The following is a 16,136-nucleotide window of genomic DNA, read 5'->3' as shown; positions in this document are numbered from 1 at the left end:
CGGCGTCTGCCGGACTCGCGGGCCGAGCGGGACGCGTCCTGCAATCACTGCTCCACATCCTCACGTTCTCCGTCGGCGGTATCGGTCACGCACCGGGGCGCGGGCACGGCCGCCGCCGGGTCTCTCTCCGTGCCGCCCGGTGAGCCAGCAGTTGGACCAAGGACTACGACGAGGTCGGAATCTGCTCGACATAGACGAGAACCTGGAAGGGGTCGAGCGACTCCGTCACTTCGTAGATTTTCCCGTCGCGCAGCTTGAACATCAGCAGGTAGTTGTTGTTGTATTTGGCCTCGCCCGGTCCGACTCCCGCAGTGGTCGCCTCAACGACGACGCGATCCTCCTCCGCCGTGAGGGTGTGCACGTCGAAGCGGAACTCGTCGAACGGGTTGAGGAAGCCCTCGAGGAGATTCCTCCAGCCCGGCTTGTCGTAGCGACCTCCGTACGCGAACCGGTCCGGTCGATTCGGCAGCGTCCAGGTGCCGTCCTCGTCGATGAGGTCGAACAACGCGGGGAAGTCGCGGTCACTGATGTACTGGCAGGCGTTTCGTACAATTTCTTTGTTCTTGTCCGTGGACACGGATTCCTCCTGGTGATTGTCGGGAGAGAACGATCGACGATTGTGGAGCTGGCGGAGGGCCGCTCGATCGCGCTACGGCGAGACCATCGCGTCCCGTAGCGCCACCTTCTTGATCTTTCCGGAAGGGGTGAGCGGCAACGAGTCGACGACGACGATCCGAGCGGGGACCTTGTACCGGGCCAGCTTGATCCGACACAGGTCGAGCAGCGCCTCCGGATCGGCGGTGGCTCCCGCCGCCGGGACGACGTAGGCGTTCCCGACCTCGCCGTTCACCTCGTCGGGCACGCCGATGACCGCGCACATGGCGACCGAGGGTTCGCCCGCGATGACGTTCTCGACCTCGGCGGGGTAGACGTTGTAACCGCCGCGGATGTACATCTCCTTCTTCCGGCCGCGCAGCGTCACGCGTCCGTCCGGGCGTCGCAGCGCCATGTCGCCGGTGGCGAGCCAGCCGTCCGGCAGGAAGGTCGACGGTGCTTCCAGGTCCCAGTAGCCGGGGGAGACGCAGTCGCCCCGGATCTGGAGCTCGCCGTCGGCGTCGGGCGGAAGGGCGTGGTTGTCGTCGTCGGCGATGCGGACCTCGAAGTCCCCGATGGGCACGCCCAGGGTCTCCACCAGGGTGTCCAGGTCGTCGTCCGCGGCGGAGATGATGCAGCCACCCGCTGTCTCCGACAGCCCGTACAGGTTGGCCAGGCGTGCGCCGTCGAAGGCCTCGATGATGCGCCGGCCCATGGCCGGCTCGACGTTCGACCCACCGATGACGCACGTGCGGACCGACGAGACGTCCATGCCGGAGAACTCGGGCAGTTCCATCATCTTCGTGTACATCGTCGGGACGCCGATGAAGATGGTGACGCCGTGTCGCCCGATGCTGTTCAGCGCTTGTGCCGGGCTGTACCGGGGCAGGAGGGCCACGCTGCCCTGCACCACCATCGAGGCAGTGACCGTGCAGGTCAGTCCACCGACGTGGTTGAGCGGCATGTGACCGATCGCGACGTCGCCGGATGTCTGGGCGAGGTGCTCGGCCTGCGCGCTGGCGGACGCGAGGATGCCGGCGTGGGTGAGCGTCGCGCCCTTGGGCTCGCCGGTGGTCCCCGACGTGTAGAGGATGACCGCAGGGTCCTCGGGGGCCACGAGACCGGTGTCCGGATCGGCAGCGGGGCCGTCGTCGGGAACACGGACATCCTCCCACCGGTGACTGCCTGGGAAGCCCGCACCGCCGAGGAACACGAAGTGTCGAACGGAGGGTATCTGCGGACGGAGACGGTCGAGGAAGGAGACGAAGTCGAAGCCCCCGTCCTGCGCGCTGGTCAGCAGCATCACCGAGCCGGACTGGTTGAGCATGAAGTCGAACTCGCGCTCCCGGTACGCCACGTTCAGCGTCACCAGGATCGCGCCGACCTTGGCCGTCGCGAACCAGGTGATCAGCCACTCCGCCGAGTTGGGGGCGGCGATGGCGACGCGATCCCCCTGGGTGATCCCGAGCTCGCGCAGGCCGCTCGCGAACTGGTCGACGGCGTGCGCGAACTCGGCATAGGTCAAGGTCCGCTCCGGGCAACGGAGGAAGGGAACCTCGCCGTCGCGTGCTGCGTGGGACAGCAACTCCGGCAGCGTGCTCGACGCGAGGATCGCGGAGCCGCGGGACGCGGCTGGATCAGTCATTGTGGTCGTTCCCTCGGTTGTCCTGTCCGGAAGGGTCACTCGTGCAGGACGGTGTCCTGTTCGGCGAGTTCGGGTCCGACAGCCCGCGACGGACGGAACCCGAAGAACTCGTAGGAGGCGATCCCGTCGCGGACGAAGGGGTCTTTCAGCATCAGAGTCCGTAGTTCCTGCTCGTCGTCGCCGCGCGCGATGATGAGGCCGCCGACGGCGGGTCGCCGCGGACCCGACGCGACGAACAGTCCGTCGTCGTGACAGCTCTTCACGAACTCGAGGTGCTCACTGCGCACGGGCTCGCCGCGACCGAACGCCCGGTTGTAGGCACTGACGACGACGAACATCGGACCTCGTTTCTGTCGAGAGCGTCAGCGGGCCGCGACGGCGGGGGCCTGGGAGAAGTCGAACCCCTCGAAATCGGCGTCGGCGACCTTGTCGAGTTCCTGGAAGTAGCCGGCGGCGCCACCGAAGTAGAACAGGACGCGTCGAGGCTTCCCCGGGGTGTTGGCACCGAGGTACCAGGAGTGCGCCGACTCGCCCGCGGGCAGCAAGGTCATGCCGAAGATGTCCGCGACGAGCTTGGTCCACCCCTCGACCGCCTGCGGGGTCGGCTGCATGGACTGGTAGCCATGCTCACGCATGTGCTCGATGGCCCGCGACAACCATTCCACGACCTTCTCGATGATGACCGGGATGTTCGCGTAGGCGCTCTGCGGCCCACAGATCATGAACATGTTGGGGAAACCGGCGCTGCCGATCCCCAGGAACGTCTCCGGACCGCCGCTCCACTGCTCCTTGAGCTCGACGCCGTGCTCGCCGCGGATGTCGATCTTCGAGATCGCCCCGGTGACGGCGTCGAAGCCCGTCGCGAACACGATGACGTCGAACTCGTAGTCCTGGCCGCCGGTCCGCAATCCGGTCTCGGTGAGGGTCTCGATCGCGTTCTGGCTGATGTCGACCAGCGAGACGTTGTCGCGGTTGAAGGTCTCGTAGTAGTTCGTGCCCGACGGAGGGCGCTTCGAGACGTAGGGGTAGCCGCGCGGGCTCAGCAGCTCAGCGGTAGCGGGGTCGTGGACGGTGTCGCGGATCTTCTTCCGGATGAATTCGGCGGCCGCGTCGTTCGACCGCTGGTCGAGGATCAGGTCGTCGAAGGTCTCGAAGACGAAGTGGAACCCGCCGGCTTGCCAACCCTCCTCGAAGATGCGGTCGCGCTCGGCGTCGTCGGCCACGTCGTCGTACGTGCGTCCGGCCGGGCCCATCGGGAAGCCGAACACGTGGTTGCGTGCCATCGACCAGACTTCGGGGTAGGAGTCCTTGATGGTGCGCCGGAAGTCGTCGTCGAGGTCGTGGTTCTGGGCCGGCATGACGTAGTTCGGGGTGCGCTGGAAGACCGTCAGGTGTTCGGCCGCCTGGGCGATGTGGGGGATCGCCTGGATCCCTGACGCTCCCGTGCCGATGACGGCCACGCGCTTGCCGGTGAAGTCGACCTTCTCCTTCGGCCACTGAGAGGTCTGGTACACCTCGCCCCGGAAGGAGCCACGCCCGGGGAAGGTGGGCTCTTGGGGCACGGAGAGGTGCCCGAGCGCGGTGAAGAAGTACGTGCAGGTGAAGCTCGAGCCGTCTTCGGTGGTGATGGCCCACCGCGCGCTGGCGTCGTCGTAGTGCGCCGAGGTCACCCGCTGGCCGAAGCGGACGTTGCGGCGGACGTCGAAGCGGTCGGCGACGAAGCCGATGTAGCGCTGGACCTCTTCCTGACCGGGGTAGCGCTCGACCCAGTTCCAGGCCTGCTCGATCTCCGGGAACGGGAAGCAGTACGACCAGCTCTCGCTGTCGGTGCGGGCGCCCGGGTAGCGGTTCCAGTACCAGGTCCCGCCCAGGTCGGAGCCGGCCTCCAGGGCCACGGCCGTGAGGCCGAGCTTCTGGAGTTCGATGAGCATGCGGATGCCGGCGAACCCCGCGCCGACCACGACGGCGTCGGTGTCCACGGACGTGGATTCTGGGTCGGACACGGAAGGGTCTCCTTCGCTCGAGTGTCAACGAGGCGGTGCGGCAGGGTCGGGTTCAGGACAACCCGAGGTGAGGCCGCAGCCAGGTGGCCGCCGCCGAGATTGCTTGATCTGCTTCGGGCGCCCGTCCTGCCATGAAGGTGAAGACGTGCTGCTGCTCGGGGTAGGTGGTGAACTCGACCGAGACGCCGGAGTCGCGAGCGCGCTGGGCGAGGCGTTCGGAGTCGTCGAGCAACGTCTCGTGCTCACCTGCGGCGATGAACAGCGGAGGCAACCCGCTGAGGTCGGCGTGCAGAGGGTTGGCCAGGGGGTCGGTCGGCGACCCGGACTCGCCGAGGTACATCTGACCCATCAGGGTGACCACGCCCATGGAGACAAGCGCGTCCGTGTCGGCGTTGGTCTCGAGTGTCTTGCCCAGGTGTTCCATGTCCACCCACGGCGAGAACGCGCAGATCGCTGCGGGGAGCTGCTCCCCGAGCTCGCGGAGCTTGAGCGTCGCCGCGATGGCGAGGTTGCCACCCGCTGAGTCGCCGGCCGCCGCGATGCGGTCGGTCGGGAAGCCCTGCTCGTTCAGCCAGCGGTACGCCGCCACTGTTTCCTCGACCTGGGACGGGAACGGTCGCTCGGGAGCGAGGGCGTAGTCGAGGACGAAGGTCGCCACGCCGGCCGCCTTCGCGAGGTGCCCCGCCATCTTGCGGTGGCTGCTGGCGGTGTTCCCCACGAACCCGCCACCGTGGGTGTAGAGGACGGCGGCATCGGGCGCGGCGGCCAGCGGCTTGCACCAGATGCCCCGCGCTCCGGCCGTGTCGACCTCGGCGTAGGTGACGTCCTCCGGCTCCGCCGCGAGGTCCGCGAGCTCCTCGAAGATGGAGCGCAAGGCCGCCAGGCCCATTCCCGAATCGGCCGCCATCCTGTCGGTGATCGACTGGTAGTGGGACTTCTGTGTCGCCGACTCAGTGCTGGCCACCGCGCTCGTCTCCCTCGCCCTACGACTGGTTCTGCCGTGAACGCAGCCCGCCGACGGGCAGCTGATCGGAATCTCTGTCTGCTCCTGCAGGCCACCGTGTTCTCGGGTGGCCCGTCACGGGATCCACGCCGGTGGCCGTCGCGCCACCGCCTCGCCGGAAGCGCTCCCTCTCGAGCTGGAGGTGACTGTACTCACAAGTTGACATGCAAGTCAACTGTTGCCGCACCGCTGGCGGCGCGGCGCCCATCGCCCCAGGTCATTCCGCTCGCGTGCTGGCGCGAAGATGATGCGACAGTCAGGTGGGCATCCGTTCCAGCACCTTGGGTCGGCGGAAACGTCCAGATTGCCGTGGAACCGGAGTGGACAAGGGGGTCTTCGTGGCGGCGACGTCGGGTGCTGGCCGTTGTCCAGCGGGTCGCGCGAAACAGGGCGTCCAACCCGAGGGCGCGGTCGAAGGCGCAGGCGCGGCTGATGAGGGCCGAAGGGCAACCCAGCGACAGCAAGATCGACCCATGAATCAGTTCTGATCAGGTTGCGCTGGTCCCCCGGACAGCGGTGTACCGACGCGGCACGCGTCGGCTCGGCCCCTCCGATCGCCGGTGTCGCGGGAAGGACGTGCGGTGGAGTTCGAACTGGGCGCGAAAGCCGAGGCGTTGCGGAGCGAGGCGCGGGCCCTCCCTGAGAAGACGATCACCCAGTCGAGCCGACCCTCCGCCGCGCAGCGTCTGGAGCTCGGTCCGTGGGACACGCCACCGGTCGTCGACGAACTCAAGGCGCGACGCGCCGGCTTGTGGAGTCGTTCCACTCGGGTGCGTACCGATCAGAGCTGACGAATCTGGCGTACGCGCACATCGCCGAGATCTTTGAGCACATCCCGTGGGTCATGCTCGAGCGCTCAGGTCACGTCGGCTGGTCAAGAAAATCTACACACTAAAGATCTTCAACTAGCTTGCTCGCCCGGAGTAAACGTGCCCCGGAACGATCTGGAGTCACTTGGAAGATCGCTCCGTAGAGCTGTGACCTGCGAAAAGGGTGCGCCGTCAGGGACTCGAACCCCGAACCCAGTGATTAAGAGTCACTTGCTCTGCCCATTGAGCTAACGGCGCGTGATCGAAACCCTAGCAAAGCCAGCGTTCCGATCCGACAGCGGGTGGACCACTGCCGTCCGGGTGAGTGACGGGACTTGAACCCGCGACACCTGGGATCACAACCCAGTGCTCTGCCAACTGAGCTACACCCACCATTGGCCTCTCCGGGGAGGCCCCGGTGAGTCGCGTACGAGCCTACAAGCCGGGCGCGAGCGGCTTGCGACCGGGAGCCCTCACGCGACGGCGTCCGCGCTGAAGCGGTAGGCGACGTGGTCGAAGGGCGCGGTCGGGAAGACGAACAGCACGCGCACCGAGCCGTCGACGGCGCGGATGCCGTGCTCGGCGTCGCCGGGCAGTCGCACGAGGCTCCCGGTGCCGACGCGGACCTCGTCGTCGTCGACCGCGACCACCGCGTCGCCCTCGAGGACGTAGTAGACCTCGGGCGCGGCGTGACGGTGCCGGCCCAGCCAGCCGTCCTCGCCCAACGTCATGACGCCCGTCGTCACGGACTCGGGGGACGGGCTGCGGCCGTCGTCCAGCAGGCACCAGTCGAGGCGTCCCCGGACGGGGTCGTCCCAGGTCTCCCACCGCTGGTCGGCGACGGCGGTGACGTGCGGCATCGAGCCTCCTCGAGGCAGTGGCGACGGGTGGGTCGCCCCCGTGGCTCGAGGCGGACGGCGCGGGGATGTCCGGTCGGGGCCGGCGCCGAAACCGTGGCTAGGCGCCCGGCGGGGGTGCCTGGCCGCCGGCGGGGCCGGCCTGCGACGACTCTGCCGCGACGACGCCGGCGCGGTCCTCGGCGACCACCGACGCGGCCGCGGCCTGGGCCTCGTCGGTGGTCGGGCCGGGCAGGGGCACGAAGGCCGTGCGGCGGTAGTACTCGAGCTCGCGGATCGACTCGCGGATGTCGGCGAGCGCGCGGTGGGCGAGCCCCTTCTCCGGCTGCGAGTAGTAGATGCGCGGGTACCAGCGCCGGCACAGCTCCTTGATCGAGCTGACGTCGACCATCCGGTAGTGCAGGTAGCCGTCGAGCTCGGGCATGTCGCGGGCGAGGAAGCCGCGGTCGGTGGCGATCGAGTTGCCGCACAGAGGCGCCGAGCGGCCCTCGGGCACGTGCTCGCGGATGTAGTCGAGGACGAGCTTCTCGGCCTCGGCCATCGTCACCGTCGACTGCCGCACCTCGTCGGTCAGACCCGACTTGGCGTGCATGTCGCGGACGACGTCCGGCATGTTGTCCAGGGACTCGTCGGACGCGTGGATGACGACGTCGACACCCTCACCGAACGGGACGAGGTCCGCGTCGGTCACCAGGGCCGCGATCTCGATCAGCGCGTCGTTCCGCAGGTCGAGTCCGGTCATCTCGCAGTCGATCCACACCAGACGGGCACTCACCCGGTCGACCCTAACGGCGCACGAGCCGCGCGGCCCCTCGGCCGTCGATCACGAAGGGTGCCAGCAGGCCGGGGGTGATGTCCTCGACCAGCTCCAGGGCGCGGTCGGCGCCGACGTCGAGCACCTCGTAGCGGCCGCGGCCGGCGGCGGTCACCGCGTGCAGGGTGACGAGCCCGGCGCGGCGCTGGGTCAGCGACTGGGTGAGCCGCCAGCCGATCACGCCGCCGCGGCGCAGGACGACGGTGCGCCGCACCCAGGCGCCGTGGCGGCTGACGAGGTGCGTGCCCGTGAGCGCGTGCCCCAGCGACCGGATCCGGTCGACGGCGAGCAGCACGGAGGCGCCGAGCAGGACCGGCACGACGATGGGGTCGGCCGGGGCCTCGGGTCGGACGAGCAGCACGGCGCAGACGACCAGCACCGGACCGACGCCCCGGGTCAGGCGGCGGACGACGGCCGCGCGCGGGTGGCGGACGAGCAGGGCGCGCGTGCCCTCCTCCTCGCCCACGCCGAGCACGCCGGCGGCCACCTGGTGGGCCCGGCGCCGGGGCATCGCCGGGCCGACGGCGCCGACGTGCTCGCCCTGGCCGTCGGCGCGCAGACCGGTGGTCAGGGCCAGCGGGCGCGCACCCCGGCCGAGGCGCACCAGCAGCGGCTCGTCGAGCTCGACGCCGCGCAGGCGCCGGCCCTCGAGGGACAGGGTCCGGCGGGTCAGCAGGCCGCGGCGCAGCACGAGGCCGCCGTCGTCGGCACGCGTGAGCCGGTAGCCCCACCAGCCCTCGACGAACACGACGGCCGCCCCGAAGACCGCCGTGGCGAGCAGGGCGACCGCGCCGAGCCACACCGGCGCGCGCCCGGCGCCCTCGCGCAGGGTCTCGGTGACCGGCGCCCGCAGGGAGAACTCCTCGGCGAGGCGGAAGAGCCCGACCCACACCACGCCCACGACGGCGATCGCCGAGAACGTCAGCGGCGCGAAGCGCACCCAGCTCCAGTGCAGGCGGGCGAGCTCGGGCACCGGCGCGGCGGCGTCGGCCGGGGCCTCGCCGAGCAGCAGGGCGCGGAGCCGCTCGGCCTCGACGCGGCGCACGGCGTCGAGGGTCAGCTCGGCGTCGTCGCCACCCTCGCGCCGCCCCGTGCCCACGCGCACCACCGCGAGCCCGAACAGGCGGTGGGCCGGGTTGGCCGTGAGGTCGGCGGTGCGGATGCGGTCGCGGTGCACGCTGCGGTGGTGGCGGCGCAGCAGGCCCGTGCGCAGCTCCACGCGGTCGGTGCCGATCCGGTAGGACGTCGTGAACCAGCGCGAGATGCCGAACGCGAGCACCGCGACGGCGAGGGCGATGCCGCCGCCGAGGCGCCAGCGGTCGTCGCTGGAGCCGCCGGTGATCGCGATGACCAGGAGGACCGGGAGGAGCTTGGCCAGGTCGACGGCGGGGTGGACGACGAGCATCCGGCGGTCGAGGCGCTGCCAGCCGACGTCGACGCTCACGTCGCGTCGCCACCGAGGTGCTCCGTGACCCTCGTCAGCCGGTCGGCGAGGTCGACCGCGGCGTCGGCGTCGAGCCCGTCGATCGTCAGCGCACCGCTGGCGGAGGCCGTGGTGACCGTCACCGAGGAGAGGCCGAAGGCGCGCTGCAGCGGCCCGCGGTCGGTGTCGACGGTCTGGACCCGCGAGATCGGGGCGATGCGCCACTCGAGGCGCAGCCAGCCAGAGAGCGTGTGGACGGCGTCGTCGGTGATCTCCCAGCGGTGCAGGGCGTAGCGCCAGCGGGGGACGACGAGCAGGTGCGCGACACCGAGGACGACCGTCGCCACGCCGGTGAGGATCATCAGCGAGGTGTAGGTCGGCAGGACGACGGCGACGACGACCTGGGGGATCAGCAGGCCGACCGAGGTGATCGCCGACCGCAGCGCCCACCATGACCGCGCGCGCGGGCTCACGCGGTGCGCGGGCGCGCGCAACCGCGAGGCGCCCGGCTCCGGCGTGGTCACCGGGCCAGTCTGCCCAATCCCGGCATCCGTCTGCTCGCTCGCGAGGGCCTCGCCGACGTCGACTGCGTGGCCCTACAGACACTGGATGTCTGCGGCGCCACGCCGCTGACACTCACGAGGCCCTCACGACTCCGAGGACCCGAGCTCCGACTTGAGCACCTTGCCGGTGTTGTTGCGCGGGAGCTCGTCGAGGAACTCGACGTCGCGGGGGCTCGCGAAGCGGGCGAGGTTGTTCTTGACGTGGTCGCGCACGGCGTCCGCGTCGACCTTCGCCCCCGACTCGAGCACGAGGTAGGCCGCGAGTCGCTGGCCGTACTCCTCGTCGTCGACGCCGACGACCGCGGCCTCCTTGACCCCGTCCATGTCGGCGAGCAGGCCCTCGACCTCGCCGGCGTGGATGTTCTCGCCACCGGAGACGATCATGTCGTCGGCGCGGCCGGAGATGAACAGCAGTCCGTGGCGGTCGTAGTGCCCGAGGTCGCCGGTGCCGAGCATGTCGTCGACGACCTCGGTCTCGCCGCGCCCGCCGGTGTAGCCGGTGAACAGCATGTCGTTGCCGACGAAGATGCGGCCGGTCTCGCCGGCGGGGAGCTCCTGGTCGTCGTCACCCAGGATCTTCACCGTGGTGCCGACGGGCGGGCGTCCGGCGGTGCCGGGCTCGGAGCGCAGCTCCTCGGGCTTGGCGATCGACGCCCACGACACCTCGGTGGAGCCGTAGAGCATGTAGAGCTTGTCGCCGAAGGTCTCGAGGAACTCGGTGACCTTCGCCGGGGGCATCGCCGAGCCGGTGGCGGTGACGGTCTTGAGCGCCGACACGTCGTAGCGGGCCTTCACCTCGTCCTCGAGCTCGAGGATGCGCTGGAGCATCACCGGCACCGCGAACATCGACGTGCAGCGGTGCTGGGCGAGCTGGGCCAGCGCGTCCTCGGGGTCGAACTTGCGCCGCAGCACCAGCGTCGAGCCCATCAGCGAGCCGATCTGGAACGCCGCGAAACCCCACGTGTGGAACAGCGGCGCCGAGACCAGGGCGTGCTCGCGGGCCGAGAGCGGGATGCGGGAGAGGATCGCGTTGACGACGCCGATGCCGTTCGGCGAGGGACGCTCGGCGCCCTTGGGCGTGCCCGTGGTGCCCGAGGTCAGCACGATCGTCTTGCCGACCGGCGGCTTGGTGGCCAGCGCCTTGGAGCCGTCGGCGCCGATGAGGCCCTCGAGGGTGTCGTCGCCCCAGCACCCGGCGCCCTCGGTCCACGCGAAGACGCGCTTCACGCTGTCGGGCACCTCGTCGAGGCGGTCGGTGAGGTCGGAGTCGACGACGATCGTGCCGATCTCCTGCTCCTCGGCGACGGCCTTCATCTGCGACGGCGAGAGCCCGGTGTTGAGCAGGACGACGTCGGCGCCGAGCTTCGAGACGGCGAGGATCGTCTCGATGGGGCCGCGGTGGTTGCGGCACAGCACGGCGACGCGGCTGCCGGGGCCGACGCGGCGGTCCGCGAGGGCGCGGGCGAGCCGGTCGGTGCGCTCGTGGATCTCCTTGAACGTCACCGTGCCGCGGTCGTCGACGATCGCGACGCGGTCGGGGTGGCGCCAGCGGCCGACGACGAAGGCGGTGGTCGGCGTGAAGCCGTAGCGGTACAGCGCGGTCGGGAACAACGCGGCCCGGTGCGGTGCCACCGGGGCGATGACGCCCGCGTCCGTCAGCAGCCGCAGCCCGGTCGCGAGCTCGGTGGGGGTGCCGAACGGGGTCTTCACCAGTGCACTCCAGGGAGAAGTCGGGCCATGGCCTGGGCGCCGCGCGAGAGCGGGCCCGTGTCGAGCGTCCGGTCGTCGTCACGCCGTTCCTGCTCACTACCCTCACGGGCCGCGGCAGATTCGGGGAACACCCGATATGCGACGTGCATGACGGCGTCCTTCAACCGCGGTGTCAGCGCGCCGGACACCGCGCCGAGCGTCCCCAGCACCGTGCCGACGTGCTTGGGGCGGTCGATGAGCGCGTGCAGCACCTTGTCCGCCGCCTCCTCGGGGGAGTCGGTGGGGAAGGCGTCGTAGATGCGGGTCGGGGCGATCATGGGCGTGCGCACCAGCGGCATGTGCACGGTCGTGAACGTGACGCCCTCGCCGAGCACCTCGGTGGCGACGATGTCGGCCCAGGCGTCCATCGCGGCCTTGCTCGCGACGTACGCGGAGAACCGCGGCGGGCCCGTCTGCACCCCGATCGACGAGATGTCCACGATGTGCCCGAACCGCCGCTCGAGCATGTGCGGCAGCAGCGCGAGCGTCAGTCGGACCGCGCCGAAGTAGTTGATGGCCATCGTGCGCTCGAAGTCGTGGAAGCGGTCGACCTCGAGACGCACGCCGCGGCGGATCGAGCGGCCGGCGTTGTTGACCAGCATGTCGATGCCCGTGTCGGGTCCGCTGTGATCGTTGATCATCGCTTTGACCAGGGCGTCGACCGACTCGCCGTCGGTGATGTCGCACGAGTACACCCAGGCCTGGCCGCCGTCGCGCTCGATCTCGGTGCGGACCTCCTCGAGCTCCTCGGTGCGGCGCGCCACGAGCAGCGGCACGCCGCCGGCCCGCGCGACCTTGAACGCGGTCTCGCGCCCGATGCCCGAGGAGGCGCCGGTGATGACCACGCGCCGGCCCTGGAGCGGTCCGCCGGGACGGGGCCTGCGGTGACGGTTGGGGTCGAGGTGCTCGCGCCACCAGTCGACGAGCACCCGGGCGTAGTCGCCGATCTCCGGGCTCGCGATGCCGGTGCCGTCGAGGGCGCGGCGGGTCTCGGCGCTGCTGAAGGTGGCGCCGAACGTCAGGTGGGGGAGCACCTCGGGCGGGATGTCGAGCTCGGCGAGGGCGATGTCGCGGGCGGCGGCGAGCGCGGGGACCCGGGCGGCCTGCTCGGCGCCGCGCTTCACCAGGGAGCCGACGACCGTGGGCATCGTGGCCTGCAGCTTCGGGGCGCCGAGCGCGTCGGCGAGGGCGTTGTAGACCTCGGAGAGCGGCTGCGGGCGCGGGTGGACGAGGTGGAACGCGCGGTGGTCCATGCCCGGCTGGTGGACCAGGTGGACCATCGCGTCGGCGACGAAGTCGACCGGGACGACGTTGGTGGCGCCCAGCTCGGGCACCGCGAGGCGCAGCGCGCTGAGCCACTGACCCGGGGCAAACCGGCCGAGCAGCGAGATCGCGGTGAGCAGGTAGTACGGCCCGTCGATCTTGTCCATCTCGCCGGTCTGCGAGTCGCCCACGACGACGGCGGGCCGGTAGACGCGCCACGGCACCGTCGACTCCTCGCGCACGATGCGCTCGGCCCGGTACTTCGTCTCGTGGTACGGGTTGCCGAACTCCTGGCCGACGTCGAGGTCGTCCTCGGTGAAGGTGCCCTCGTACTCGCCGGCCACGGCGACCGAGGACACGTGGTGCAGGCAGGAGACGCCGAGGCGGGAGGCCAGCTCGACCACCCCGCGCGTGCCGTCGACGTTGGCCGCGCGGTTGGTGTCGTCGTCGGCGGTGATGTCGTAGATCGCGCCGAGGTGCAGGACGTGGTCGACCCGCCCGGCCAGCCCGTCGATCTCGGCGTCGTGCAGGCCGAGGCGCGGGCGCGTCAGGTCGCCGACGACGGGGACGACCTTCTCGTGCCCGGGGGCGTCGGCGAGCCGGCGCAGCAGCCGGTCGCGTGAGCCCTCACGGACGAGCGCGTACACCGCTTCGCAGTCGTCGCGCTGGAGCAGACGGGTGAGGACCGCTCGGCCCAGGAACCCGGTACCGCCGGTCACCAGATACCGCATGGCGGAGGATCGTGGCACAGGGCACGACGCTCCGCCACGTGCCGGTTACCGACGGGTCACTCCAGCGGCGTCACCGCTCGGGGTCGGTCATCTCGTCGACGTGCTCCTCGACGTCGTCACCCGATGCAGCGACGGCGTCGGAGGTCTTCTGCTCGCGGGGCTTCGCGGGGTCGAGACCCTCGACCAGCGCCTCCTCGTCGTTCTGCTCGGCGACGTAGCGCTGCTCGATGTTCGCGGCCTCGTTGCGCTGCTCGCTCATGGCGCGACCGTAGGCGGTAGGAAGGCGGGGTGCCGGACGACGTGTGGGACCTCCCGCCCGAGCAGCAGCGCGCGCTGCGCCGTGCCGACGACGCGGGGTACCGGGCGCCGATGCTCGCGACGCTGTCGAAGGAGCACCCGCCGGGTGCGGGGTGGGTGTTCGAGCGCAAGCTCGACGGCGTCCGGATGATCGCGACGCGGGAGCGCGGGCAGTCGACGCGCCTGTGGTCGCGCAACCAGAAGCCGATGGACGCGAGCTACCCCGAGATCGTCGAGGCCCTCGACGAGCACGGGCCGGGGAGCTTCGTGCTCGACGGGGAGATCACCGCCGCCGACGGGACGTTCTCGAGCCTGCAGGCGCGCATGCACCTCCAGGACCCGAACCGGGCGCGGCGCACCGGGGTGGAGGTCGAGGCGCACCTGTTCGACCTGCTGGTGCTCGACGACATCGACGTCACGCGGCTCCCGCAGTCGACGCGGCACCGGATCCTGGACGCGGTCGTCGACGCGGCGGCGCCGCTGTTCCGCTCGCCCGCCCTCGAGGGCGACCCGTCGGACCTGCTCACCGAGGCGTGCGCCGAGGGCTGGGAGGGGCTGATCGCCAAGCGCAGCGAGGCGCCGTACGTGGTCGGCGGGCGCAGCCGCGACTGGCTCAAGCTCAAGTGCGTGCGCGACCAGGAGTTCGTCATCGGCGGCTGGACCGACCCCTCGGGGTCGCGGCGCGGGCTGGGGGCGCTGCTGGTGGGCTACCACGCCGCCGGGGTGGACGGGCTGAGGTACGCGGGCAAGGTCGGCACCGGCTACGACGCCGCGACGCTGACGATGCTGCGCGACCGCCTCGACCCGCTCGCGACCGACGAGTGCCCCTTCGCCGATGCGCCCCGGGAGAAGGGGCAGCACTGGGTGCGGCCGGAGCTGGTGTGCGCGGTCGGGTTCGGCGAGTGGACCACCGACGGCCGGCTGCGCCACCCGCGCTACCAGGGCCTGCGCATCGACAAGGACCCGGCGGAGGTCGTGCGGGAGCAGTGAACGACTTCCTCGCGCGGTGGTCGGCGGCGCACGGGGGGATCGAGCCGCGCGGGCTGGTCCTCGGGTGGCTGCGGCTCGTGTTCGTCGTCGTGCGGCCGCTGGCGCGCCGGCGTGTGCCGCCGTGGGTGCTGACGGGGGCGTCGGCGCTGTGCGGGGTGGCGGTGCCCCTCGCGGTCCTGGCCGGGCGGTGGGGCCTGCTGGCCGGGGCGGTGCTGGCGGTCGTGTGCGCGCTGCTCGACGGGCTGGACGGGGCGGTCGCGGTGCTCACCGACACCGCGACAGCGTGGGGCGTGTGCTCGACCCGCTGGTCGACCGGATCGGCGACGTGGCGTTCCTCGCGGCGCTGGTGCTGGCGGGCGGGCCGGGGTGGCTCGCGGCCGGGGTGGGCGTGCTGACGCTGCTCCAGGAGTCGGTGCGGGCCTCGGCGCGGCTGCCCGACGTCGGCGTCGTGAGCGTGTGGGAGCGGCCGTCGCGCGTGATCGTCACGGCGCTCGGGCTGGTCGGCGCGCTGGTGAGCCCGGGTCTGCCGGTGGCGACGATCGCGCTGGCGGTCGCGGCCGTCCTCGCGGTCGTCGGTTTCACCCAGGTGGTCGTGACGGTCCGCCGCCGGCTCCTCCCGTGAGCACCCGTGAGCGATGTTCGCGGCGATAGCCGCGAACATCGCTCACGGACGAGGCGCGCGGTGATCTCGGCCGACAGGGTGACGAGGGGGAGGCCGCCGCCGGGGTGGGCGGAGCCGCCGACGAGGTAGAGCCCGTCGACCGGCGAGCGGTTGGCCGGGCGCAGGAACGCCGCGAGGGCGCCGTCGGACGAGGTGCCGTAGATCGAGCCGCCGGGCGAGAGGGTCTCGCGCTCGAGGTCGGCGGGCGTGCGCACCGCGCAGTGGCGGATGCGGTGCCGGACGTCCACGCCGCGCTCGGCCATCAGCGCCAGGATGCGCTCGGCGTAGCGCGCCGCGAGCCCCGGCGCGTCCCAGTCGACGCCGCCGCCCGGATCGTGGCGCGGCGCGGTGACCAGCACGAACCACGCCTCGGAATCGTCGTCGGGGCGCAGCGCGGGGTCGTCGGGAGCGTGCACGTACACCGCCGGCTCGGCCGGCGGCTCCGCACCGCGGTACGCGTCGAACTCCGCGTCGTAGGCCGCGCGCGACGGCGGGAAGAGCACCCGGTGGTGCGGGGTCGCCGGGTCGCGGCCGTCGAGCCCGAGTAGCAGCACGAACCCCGACGACGACGGCGTCGTGCGCGCCAGCCGCCGCGCCGACGGCGCGTGGGGAGGAGCCCGCCGGGCCCGTACACCGTGCCCGCGTCGGCGTTCGCGACGACGACGTCGGCCGCCACGCCCTCCCCGGACCCGAGCCGTACCCCGCGCACGCGCCCGCCGGCGGTGTCGATCGAC

At 71.3% G+C, this 16,136-nt stretch carries 15 protein-coding genes and 2 tRNA genes; 2 read left to right on the top strand and 15 right to left on the bottom strand.

Going from position 1 to position 16,136, the window contains the following annotated elements; genetic code table 11:
- Nucleotides 1-163: 163 nt before the first annotated feature.
- From ACQPYN_RS23280 to ACQPYN_RS23260, 5 genes are all read right to left on the bottom strand, one after another.
- Nucleotides 164-577 (bottom strand): nuclear transport factor 2 family protein, encoded by a 414-nt coding sequence (locus tag ACQPYN_RS23280; protein WP_433028247.1) that lies wholly within the window; start codon nucleotides 575-577, stop codon nucleotides 164-166.
- 72 nt (nucleotides 578-649) lie between these two features.
- Entirely contained in the window at nucleotides 650-2,239 is a 1,590-nt protein-coding gene (locus tag ACQPYN_RS23275) for a class I adenylate-forming enzyme family protein (protein ID WP_433028245.1), read from the bottom strand.
- A 35-nt stretch (nucleotides 2,240-2,274) separates the two neighbouring features.
- Nucleotides 2,275-2,577, bottom strand: a complete 303-nt coding sequence (locus ACQPYN_RS23270) for a YciI family protein (protein WP_433028243.1) — start codon at nucleotides 2,575-2,577, stop codon at nucleotides 2,275-2,277.
- 24 nt (nucleotides 2,578-2,601) lie between these two features.
- Nucleotides 2,602-4,218, bottom strand: coding sequence for a flavin-containing monooxygenase (locus ACQPYN_RS23265; RefSeq protein WP_433028241.1), 1,617 nt, complete (start codon nucleotides 4,216-4,218; stop codon nucleotides 2,602-2,604).
- Nucleotides 4,219-4,294: 76 nt separating this feature from the next.
- Nucleotides 4,295-5,206 carry an alpha/beta hydrolase gene (locus ACQPYN_RS23260; RefSeq protein ID WP_433028239.1) on the bottom strand — a complete coding sequence of 304 codons (912 nt, stop codon included), beginning with the start codon at nucleotides 5,204-5,206 and terminating at the stop codon, nucleotides 4,295-4,297.
- 620 nt (nucleotides 5,207-5,826) lie between these two features.
- Between ACQPYN_RS23260 and ACQPYN_RS23255 the strand changes: the two genes are divergently transcribed.
- Nucleotides 5,827-6,036: a hypothetical protein gene (locus tag ACQPYN_RS23255; protein ID WP_433028237.1), complete on the top strand. Its 210-nt coding sequence runs from the start codon at nucleotides 5,827-5,829 to the stop codon at nucleotides 6,034-6,036.
- Nucleotides 6,037-6,239: 203 nt separating this feature from the next.
- On the opposite strand, the gene ACQPYN_RS23250 is transcribed toward ACQPYN_RS23255, so the two are convergent.
- The 9 genes from ACQPYN_RS23250 to ACQPYN_RS23210 all read right to left on the bottom strand — a co-directional run bounded on the left by ACQPYN_RS23250 (nucleotide 6,240) and on the right by ACQPYN_RS23210 (nucleotide 13,713).
- Nucleotides 6,240-6,312, bottom strand: a tRNA-Lys gene (locus ACQPYN_RS23250).
- Nucleotides 6,313-6,374: 62 nt separating this feature from the next.
- Nucleotides 6,375-6,447: transfer RNA gene (locus tag ACQPYN_RS23245), tRNA-His, on the bottom strand.
- Nucleotides 6,448-6,527: 80 nt separating this feature from the next.
- Nucleotides 6,528-6,914, bottom strand: coding sequence for a cupin domain-containing protein (locus ACQPYN_RS23240; protein WP_433028235.1), 387 nt, complete (start codon nucleotides 6,912-6,914; stop codon nucleotides 6,528-6,530).
- Between the two features lie 97 nt (nucleotides 6,915-7,011).
- On the bottom strand, nucleotides 7,012-7,686 hold the full coding sequence (orn, locus tag ACQPYN_RS23235) for an oligoribonuclease (RefSeq protein ID WP_433028233.1): 675 nt from the start codon (nucleotides 7,684-7,686) through the stop codon (nucleotides 7,012-7,014).
- Between the two features lie 10 nt (nucleotides 7,687-7,696).
- Complete coding sequence (locus ACQPYN_RS23230) at nucleotides 7,697-9,169, bottom strand: PH domain-containing protein (RefSeq protein ID WP_433028231.1); 1,473 nt, start codon at nucleotides 9,167-9,169, stop codon at nucleotides 7,697-7,699.
- Nucleotides 9,166-9,672 (bottom strand): PH domain-containing protein, encoded by a 507-nt coding sequence (locus ACQPYN_RS23225; RefSeq protein WP_433028229.1) that lies wholly within the window; start codon nucleotides 9,670-9,672, stop codon nucleotides 9,166-9,168. Before ACQPYN_RS23225 ends, ACQPYN_RS23230 begins: the two co-directional genes overlap by 4 nt.
- A 123-nt stretch (nucleotides 9,673-9,795) precedes the next feature.
- Entirely contained in the window at nucleotides 9,796-11,421 is a 1,626-nt protein-coding gene (locus tag ACQPYN_RS23220) for an AMP-binding protein (protein WP_433028227.1), read from the bottom strand.
- Entirely contained in the window at nucleotides 11,418-13,454 is a 2,037-nt protein-coding gene (locus tag ACQPYN_RS23215) for an SDR family oxidoreductase (protein WP_433028225.1), read from the bottom strand. The genes ACQPYN_RS23220 and ACQPYN_RS23215 overlap by 4 nt, the downstream gene beginning before the upstream one ends.
- Before the next feature lie 70 nt (nucleotides 13,455-13,524).
- The gene (locus tag ACQPYN_RS23210) at nucleotides 13,525-13,713 is read right to left on the bottom strand and encodes a hypothetical protein (protein ID WP_433028223.1); all 189 of its coding nucleotides are present in this window, start codon (nucleotides 13,711-13,713) and stop codon (nucleotides 13,525-13,527) included.
- A gap of 29 nt (nucleotides 13,714-13,742) precedes the next feature.
- Here ACQPYN_RS23210 and ligD point away from each other — a divergent pair, with 29 nt between their 5' ends.
- Nucleotides 13,743-14,741, top strand: a complete 999-nt coding sequence (ligD, locus tag ACQPYN_RS23205; RefSeq protein ID WP_433028221.1) for a non-homologous end-joining DNA ligase — start codon at nucleotides 13,743-13,745, stop codon at nucleotides 14,739-14,741.
- A gap of 264 nt (nucleotides 14,742-15,005) precedes the next feature.
- Here the strand turns inward: ligD and ACQPYN_RS23200 are convergent, their stop codons facing one another.
- Nucleotides 15,006-15,956: a phytoene desaturase family protein gene (locus ACQPYN_RS23200; protein WP_433028219.1), complete on the bottom strand. Its 951-nt coding sequence runs from the start codon at nucleotides 15,954-15,956 to the stop codon at nucleotides 15,006-15,008.
- Nucleotides 15,957-16,136 lie beyond the last annotated feature (180 nt).

This window comes from Actinomycetospora sp. CA-053990 (assembly GCF_050948445.1).
Classification (GTDB): Bacteria; Actinomycetota; Actinomycetes; order Mycobacteriales; family Pseudonocardiaceae; genus Actinomycetospora; species Actinomycetospora callitridis.
Note: the sequence above shows the minus strand (reverse complement) of the source record. Positions and strands in the feature narration are given on the sequence as shown.